This is a genomic window from Morganella morganii H1r, assembly GCF_000633515.1.
Taxonomy (GTDB): domain Bacteria; phylum Pseudomonadota; class Gammaproteobacteria; order Enterobacterales; family Enterobacteriaceae; genus Morganella; species Morganella morganii_B.
In genome coordinates, this window is record NZ_AYMP01000086.1 from 1 (window position 1) to 8541 (window position 8541).

Sequence of the window (8541 nt, forward strand, 5' to 3'; positions counted from 1 at the left end):
AATTTATTAAACCACTACAGTCAGCTTATATGTGGCGTAGACTTCAAGTTGTCCGTGCTGGCTTGTCCGGTAGCATTTGAAAGTCGCTTCCAGTATTTCGTTGTTATCGACGCAGGAGTAAAGCAGGGGAAAGGCTTTATCCATCGGTTTAGTGAATATCAGTTCTTTGTAGGTGGCATTTTGCGCCCGGGATGCTCCTGTGTTTAAATTGAGTACCAGGATCTCATCTTCGTGTCCGGCCTGATAACGGTTTCCTATTGAATCAACGGATGAACATCCCGCAGAAATCAGTCCCTGAATTTTACCGGTTAACGTCAGATAAATCGGATGTGCCATAAAAGCCCTTATTTAAAAATGTGATGATCGATGGTTCGCAATTTACCCGGTAATAACCCGGTATTTAACGGTCGGCTACCTTAGCAAATTTTCATTTTGTTTTGCGAACTCTAATGTAACTAATCGTTATTAATCCTTTATACTGCAAGGCGTACAGGACGTTCTTATCAGGCTGACATTTTGCGCACCCAATATGCGGTACGCAAAATATGAAGGGCATGATATACCGTCAGAGAGCGCTATTTGGGATTTGTTTTTTCATATATAGAATTATCAGCACCATAGAGACGGTCTTTATAAAGCTCGAATAAGAAATCACCGTTCTCACCTTTTGCCAGATATCTGTTTTTATGTTTTTTATCACGAATAAAAGGTTTACTTTTTGCGTATGGCGGTTGTGGTTTATCAAAGATAATGACTGAATCTGAGTATTTGTTATCGTGCTTTTCTATAGAAAAAGAACACAAACTACGGCATCTGGCATCTATATTTTCCCAGTGGCCATAAATCTTTTCATGTGAATCACATCCGGTTACTATTAAGACGAATAAAAATATTATTACTATTTTCATATACAGGTGCCTTTGTGGTTTCCGTTGCAGCTATAAAAAGCATACCCGATAACCCAATACGGCATAAATAAAAATATAGTCAAAATTCAAATTCGTTCTCTTTTCTGAGAATACATCATTATCTTTTTTTACCCGCAACGTTTTCGGGTATCAGGGAGCCCTGTCAGTATTCCGGTAAAAAATCCCGTTCAGTTTCAGGGATCGTTGTCCGTATTGATAAGTAACCGGAGGAAACACCGGTTCCTGAAACCGATGTTTACTGTCTGAGTGCGGAGTATTGATCAGAAACGTTGCGGCATCAGCGGATTTATTTTCTGACTAAAAATCAGTCCCGGAAAAACCGGTCATATCATCCAGTCCCATTTCACGGCCCAATGCCGTCATCGGATGAACAATGATCAGGCCCCGCACCGCTTTCTTCAGCTTGCCGATATCAGCCTGTTCTTTTTTGGTGATAGAACGTTTGAACGGCATATCCGCCAGCTTTTGCGCTTCTTTGCTGAGTTTCCTGCTGCGTAGTTCCTTCAGACGGGCAATTTCAGTCTCCAGCGCGGCTTTTTCTTTCTCAAGTTCTGCATACTTTTCCGTTTCATTCTTTTGCAGCATATTTTCCATCTGGTGACGGGTAAGATCTAAACGGTCGCTGAGAAGCTTGATTTGTGCTTTTTCTTTTTCTTTCATTTTAATTAACCATGAATAAATTGCTTACCGGGCAGTATACACTATTCACTATAAGAGTACGAAAAGGATACGGGTTGTCCGTTTTTTTAATATTTATTACATCACGGTAAAAACGGATAAGACCATCAATGGTGGCCTTATCCGTTTTATATTTCACTCGTTTTAATCTTTTTTATCATCATGAACCAAATGATATGCAGATCGTGCACGGGGATGGATAAAGAAATGACCTGCCGGCGCGTTATGTGTTTTAATATGTATCATTGATATCCCAGTTTTTTTGCCTTGCTTATTATGAAATGCATAGATAATAAAGGGCAACAGAAAAATAACCACAAAACTGATACCAAGCAGCATCACATAGGATTCACTGCCTGCACCGCCCGGTAATGAACTTGGCGGAAAGAAAGAAACAACAAAAGCAAGAACCGACAGAATAAAACCCGCAGACGCCACAGCAAGTTTAAAACCTTTACCGCCCGGTATATTAAATACCCGTTTTTTCTCTGGCTGCTTACAGATTAAATACATATACCCGAGAAACAACATAAAATAACTGCACAGGTAAATAACAACGGTCAGCGCTAATGCGATCAGGAAAGACGTATTGCCGCCTCCGCCGCTGTTGGTCAGCACGATGATGGCAATGGTTGTAATCAGTAATTGTGAAATCACCAATGTAACCGGCACGCCATTTTTATTCACCTTAGCAAAGCTTTTCGGTAAAATACCATTTTGGGCAGCGACATACATCCCGCGGGATGGCCCTACAATCCATGATGCTATTTCTGCCAGTACACCTAATAATAAGAGTGCCGCAATAATACGGACAGTCCACTCCAGCGCAGGATTAAAACTTGATACCAGCACATTGAATGTCTGTACCACACCTGCTGACAGATTGATTTCACTGACGGGAATGGATACCGCGACCGATAATCCGCCAATTGAACTTAAGCAAATAGCCGCTATCATCAGTAAAAACATCGCCGCCGGATAGTCTCTTCCCGGATTTTCCATTTCATTAACGTGTGTTGCTGAGGCTTCAACCCCCATGTAACTCAATATAAAGGCAACAAAAACAACCAATGTGCCTATTTTTGTAAAGTCAGGGAAAAAAGTCGATGCGCTGATTTCAGTCGCTAAAGGCGCACCGCTGACAAGATAATGTATAGCAAGGAATACCAAAATGAGCGCGGGTAACAAAATACCGGCAAAAAAACCTATTTTAGCGATAGTTGCTGTGTATTTTGTACCGCCAAACTGAGTAAATGCCAGTATCCATAATATAACCAACGCACCGATAGTTTTAACGATCGGGTCGTTATTCAGTTCAGGCCAGTTAAGGATATAAGATAACGCCCCTAATACAAAATAGAGCATAGGTATAAAACCAATTGCAATTTGCAGATAACCAAATGAAATAGCAGCAAACCCCCAGCGTTCACCCAGTGTGTTAGAAACCCAGGCGAATATGCCGCCCTCTTCCCAGCCTTCCACCGTTGCCATTTCCGCTGCGCAAAGAGCGACCGGAATAAACCACAATAACCCGCCTAATAAAAGGAAAAAAACCAAACTAAAACCGGATGTTGCAAATGTCGGATATTCATATACCGCCATGACCATAGAGGCAGTAATCGCAAAAAACCCCAATAAAGTCAGTTTTCCGGCACCAGACGCTGTCGCTGTCATACTATCCACCTGATATAGTTAATAACATCAGTTCTTTTATCTGCGAACCAAAGGCCATAACATTCTCTGGTCTGATAAACAGAAATGAGTCGTGAGCATAATCACCATTGATTTGTTTAATAACTATCATCCCTTAATCCTGACTTGTCAAATCATCTGACTTTAGTTTCATAATGATAATATTGTTCTGGATTCATCAAAATAAATCACTAACCCACTCATTACTAAAGAATAATCACGTAAATGACTTCATCTTTGGTGGTGTATTAATGTGTTCTTATTGACAGATAACGCTGCACTACACCAAAACAGCCGGGAGTTTACTATATTAACGTAAATAATGGTTTATATATTATGGCAATATATTGTGTGTGGTTTTATGAAAAAATATTTCTCAGAGAAAGTAAAGAATAAAATAATTGATGATAAATAAGGGCCGTCAGCGGGTAAAAAAACCTGTTCCGGGTATACTGACCGTCTGGTACATCAATATACCGGCGATAATAAATACCCCTCCTGCGATCAGCCGGAGAATATCGCCATAATACCGGTTTGGTTTTCGCCCCGGGTTACGGGACAGGCGCAGTGCCAGAAAGCGCATACTGTGGACAAACCAGGCTATCACACAAAGGGTGATACCGGTTCCTGATGCCATTGCGAACACGGCAATAATCCCCCAGTGAAAAACACCGATAACTGACGAGAACAATAAAACCAATAATGCGCCTGAGCACGGGCGACTGCCCATCGCCAGAATCATACCGGCCTGTGTCCGCCAATTACCGGTGATTTTATTTCCGGGCATAACATGCTGATGACCGCAGCCGCATGTCTGAGATTGTCCGGTTTGCAGAGAAACCGGTTTTAACACAGCCCGGGGTTTATTATCCGGTACACTGATTGTTTTTATTTTCGGCTTATTGACCGGTGGTCTGATAAATAAACGGCGTAATGCACGGATAACAATAATGCCGCCAAAAAGAATAATAAATGCATAACTGGCTTTTTCTGTTATCTGGCTGACATTATTTAACTGACGTACTGACAGATTTAATATAAACAACACAACAGAAACCAGAACAACAGCCACCGTACCCTGAAGCAGAGAAGCCAGAATACTTAACAGCGCGCTGTGGCGTAATTTTGCCGGATGTGTGGCGATATAGGCAGAAAGGATAATTTTTCCGTGGCCCGGCCCCAGAGCATGCAATAAGCCGTATAAAAAACTGAAAAAGGTCAGAAGCCCCCCCGCTTTCAGCGGATCAGATACGACTTTCTGAATCAGTGACGCCATTTCAAAATTCAGTTTCTTCTGTAATCCTGCACTGGCATGCAGCAATGACGGCCACTGACTGTACAGTAACCCACCGGCAGACAAAACAATAAGCACAATAGTGAGCTGAAGAATAATCCGTGAATATGATGTCATCCGTTATCTCACTCCGGGCAATGTAAGGTGATCTGCTGTGCAAACTGGCGACCGAGCGTCAGGTCATCATCCGGGGTATCGCCGGTATCCAGCGACAGCGCATAATCTTTCAGGGTATCGGACGGCTCTGCTTCGGTGAAAATGAGCCGGCACCGGGATACATCCGGCGGAGAGAGGTGAACCGCGCGTTTGCCGTTGTAGGTCATGCTGACAAAAAAGGTCGGCTCATAGGTTTTCAGTTCAACCGTACTACCGGTTAAGGGTATCGGATGTAATAGTGAGATACGAAATGACATGACAATCTGCAACCCCTCGCGCGTCATCCGGTAGGTGTCCGGAAAGAGCTTAAAAGGCTGCCTTTTATTCTGATAATTCAGTTCGGAAAAATAAGACTGCGCAATGATATTGGCCATGACAGAAGCCGCCTGCTTCTTCCACTGCGGGCTGTCTTCTTTGGTGTTCATCAAATCATACAGAATATCTGCGGACGTCATCGGATCCATTTTCCAGACATAATCAATCCCGGTCAGAGTCTGATTCTCTGTTACCAGCGTTGTTTCCATATCGATAAAACTGTGCGGGTGTGCAAGTGTCTGCGGACTGAACATCAGCAAAAATAAGAAAGAGAGAAGTAACGTATTCATTCTTCTGATCAAGTTCACAGATTATCTCACATTGGTAAAATATGTTATAACATAACATAGCACTGCGGATGAAAATACTGTTTTCTGAAATACCGCTGCGGATAAAAGAACGTCATAAAATGACGAAAGTGCGATCCCCGCCACAGATATCCGCCATCCATTCACCTGTTCAATAAAACATCATAAAGATATAAGTCACACCGCCGATAACTCAAATATACCCTTCTTTGTTTCGGGAGTTTTGTATGTCCTGGTATCCGTCCCGCATTTCAACCCGTCTGACCATCGGAGGCATCCTGCTTCTCGCTGTCACCACTGCCATTATCATTGTTGTTATGCTGTGGCGGGGTCAGCCCCGCGTTGTGGAAATTAATACTGCATTAATTGAAGAAACCGGACGCGGCCTGACATCCCGGGTCAGCACGATTTTATCTCAGACAGACGGAAAAACCGTCAGCCTGGCGCGCCTTGCGGAAGTTTTACCCAATGATGAGGCGCTGTACCGCTATATCCCGCCCAATCTGATTGAAAGCAATAACCTGATCACCGGTGGCGGGATCTGGCCGGAGCCGGGGGCATTTACGCCGGGAATTGAGAAACGCAGCTTTTTCTGGGCACGGAATCCGGCCGGGGAACTGGTGTTTTCTGATGAGTACAATACAGAGGGTGCCGGCAATTATCACAATGAAAGCTGGTACCGGAATGCCCGCGAACAATCCGCGGAAAGCTGTTTGTGGTCTGATGTTTACAGAGATGCTGTTTCCGGTGTGAATATGGTGACCTGCAGTGTGCCGTATAAAACCGACGGAAAATTTGCCGGTGTCGCGACAACGGATATCCGTCTGGATAATATCGCCGCCATTATGCAGCAATACGGCAACAGTACCGGTGGCTATGCTTTTGTGACAGACCGGCAGGGGCAGCTCATCTATTTTCCGGGTGATGACAGTAAGCAATTCAAAACCTTTGATGAGCTGGCCGCACAATCAGCCTGGCTGGCACCGGTGGCGGCAAGCCTGAAGCAAGCGCATTCTGAGCAATCCGCTATCGACAGTATCCGCATTGATAATGACGGGCAGCTGAACACCGCTTCACAGGTGATGCTGTTCCCGATGGCTGATACCGGATGGGTTATCGGCCTTGTCACACCGGAAGATCGGATCACCGGACTGGCAAAAGTGATGATGCAGGATGTGCTGGAAACCCTGCTGCCGATTATGGCGCTGCTGTTACTGGGCTCCTGGCTGATTGTCCGCCGGTTGATCACCCGCCTCGATGAGACCCGTAAAGCCCTCGATGATATTGCGCACGGAGAAGGCGACCTGACAAGGCGGATGGAAGTGCGTGGTACCGATGAGATCTCCGCCATCTCACAGGCATTTAATCTGTTTGCCGATAAAATCTCATCCATGTTGCTTACAGTGCGCAGCAGCAGTTCTGTTGTTGCCGGCAATACCGTTAATCTGGCTGATAACAATAACGAGTTATCCGCACGGGTCACACAGCAGGCGGCGGCACTGGAGCAGAGTGCTTCCGCGATGGAAGAACTGAACGCGACAGTACGTCAGAACAGTGAGAACACCCATCAGGCCGATGAGCTGGCGGAAACCACCGCACAAACCGCAAGCCGCTGCGGGGATATGATGCGTGATGTGGTTTCGACAATGAACAGTGTCAGTACATCATCCGGACGAATGGTTGAGATCGTGTCGGTGATCGACAGTATTGCATTCCAGACCAATATTCTGGCACTGAATGCCGCCGTCGAGGCTGCACGCGCCGGAGATTCCGGACGGGGCTTTGCCGTGGTGGCAACCGAAGTCAGATCACTCGCTCAGCGCAGCGCACAGGCAGCACAGGAGATTAAGACGCTGATTGATGAGTCTGTGCAGAATGTCAAAACCGGCAGTAATCAGGTGCATGAAGCAGGAGAAACGCTGGCAGACCTGGTGATGGATGTGTTGCAGGTAAGACAGCTGATGAGTGATATTCGTGTTGCCGGTGAGGAACAGAGCAAAGGGCTGGCAGAGGTAACGATGGCAGTCTCTGAGATGGATACCACGGTGCAACAGAATGCCACATTAATTGATGATGCCGCTTCGCGGACACAAATCCTGAGAAGAGAGGCCGAGCAGCTCGCACAAATGGTGTCGGCCTTTAAATTACCGGAACCGCATTAATAACAGGAATGGATTTCCCGGCAGAAATCATCTGCCGGGAAAGGGTGAAATATCAGTCCAGATCTGATGCGTCGTGACGTTCACGGATAAACCGGTCTGACGGCTCTCCGCCACTGCGGTTAACCCGGCGTCCGCGCTGAACAGCCGGACGTGCCGCTATCTGCTTCGCCCAGCGGATCACATACGGATATTCACTGACAGACAGGAATGTCGCCGCATTATACAACGTACCCAGCACTAACCCGCCGTACCATGGCCAGACCGCCATATCCGCAATGGTGTAGTTATCACCGGCAATAAATTCATTCTGACTGAGCTGACGGTTCAGGACATCCAGCTGGCGTTTGGTTTCCATCGCGTAGCGGTTAATCGGATATTCATATTTTTCAGGTGCATACGCATAGAAATGACCAAATCCGCCGCCGACAAATGGCGCAGATCCCATCTGCCAGAATAGCCATGACAGCGTTTCAGCCCGCTCAGGTTGTGTTTCCGGCAGGAACAGAGAGAATTTTTCTGCCAGATACGTCAGAATTGCGCCGGATTCAAAGATCCGTACCGGCTCTGCACCACTTCTGTCGACCAAAGCCGGGATTTTTGAGTTCGGGTTAATATCAACAAATCCGGAACCGAACTGGTCGCCTTCGCCGATATCAATCAGCCAGGCATCGTATTCCGCTTCCCGGACGCCCGCAGCCAGCAGTTCTTCAAGCATGATGGTAACTTTCTGGCCGTTAGGTGTTCCCAGCGAGTAAAGCTGCAGCGGGTGTTTACCGACAGGCAGGGATTTTTCATGTGTCGCCCCGGCAACAGGACGGTTGGTATTGGCGAACTTCCCGCCGTTTTTCTGTTTCCATTCCCACACCTGAGGCGGGATATAGGTTGGATCAGCCATAACGATGCTCCTTTGTATTTTCTGCCGGATTGAAGTGATCAGTTATCCAATCTACCTTCCGGTGAATAAAATACAAACGGAATTTTCTTTTCGCCCAAACGCAAAAAAGCCA

The 8541-nt window shown here is 46.0% G+C and carries 8 protein-coding genes; 1 reads left to right on the forward strand and 7 read right to left on the reverse strand.

The window, feature by feature from the left end; genetic code table 11:
* Positions 1-6 precede the first annotated feature (6 nt).
* The 6 genes from tssD to U868_RS0122820 form a co-directional block, all read right to left on the reverse strand.
* Entirely contained in the window at positions 7-336 is a 330-nt protein-coding gene (gene tssD, locus U868_RS0122790) for a type VI secretion system tube protein TssD (RefSeq protein ID WP_025155298.1), read from the reverse strand.
* A gap of 239 nt (positions 337-575) precedes the next feature.
* Positions 576-908 carry a hypothetical protein gene (locus tag U868_RS0122795; protein WP_025155299.1) on the reverse strand — a complete coding sequence of 111 codons (333 nt, stop codon included), beginning with the start codon at positions 906-908 and terminating at the stop codon, positions 576-578.
* A 318-nt stretch (positions 909-1226) separates the two neighbouring features.
* Positions 1227-1589 carry a YibL family ribosome-associated protein gene (locus U868_RS0122800; RefSeq protein ID WP_025155300.1) on the reverse strand — a complete coding sequence of 121 codons (363 nt, stop codon included), beginning with the start codon at positions 1587-1589 and terminating at the stop codon, positions 1227-1229.
* Between the two features lie 162 nt (positions 1590-1751).
* The gene (gene gadC, locus U868_RS0122805; RefSeq protein WP_025155301.1) at positions 1752-3281 is read right to left on the reverse strand and encodes a glutamate:gamma-aminobutyrate antiporter; all 1530 of its coding nucleotides are present in this window, start codon (positions 3279-3281) and stop codon (positions 1752-1754) included.
* Between the two features lie 439 nt (positions 3282-3720).
* On the reverse strand, positions 3721-4710 hold the full coding sequence (locus tag U868_RS0122815; protein WP_025155302.1) for a nickel/cobalt transporter: 990 nt from the start codon (positions 4708-4710) through the stop codon (positions 3721-3723).
* A gap of 8 nt (positions 4711-4718) precedes the next feature.
* Positions 4719-5354, reverse strand: coding sequence for a DUF1007 family protein (locus U868_RS0122820; protein ID WP_071997764.1), 636 nt, complete (start codon positions 5352-5354; stop codon positions 4719-4721).
* Positions 5355-5599: 245 nt separating this feature from the next.
* Here U868_RS0122820 and U868_RS0122825 point away from each other — a divergent pair, with 245 nt between their 5' ends.
* Entirely contained in the window at positions 5600-7534 is a 1935-nt protein-coding gene (locus U868_RS0122825; protein WP_025155304.1) for a methyl-accepting chemotaxis protein, read from the forward strand.
* A gap of 52 nt (positions 7535-7586) precedes the next feature.
* Here U868_RS0122825 and yghU read toward each other — a convergent pair whose 3' ends face one another.
* Complete coding sequence (yghU, locus tag U868_RS0122830) at positions 7587-8429, reverse strand: glutathione-dependent disulfide-bond oxidoreductase (protein ID WP_025155305.1); 843 nt, start codon at positions 8427-8429, stop codon at positions 7587-7589.
* Positions 8430-8541: the final 112 nt, after the last annotated feature.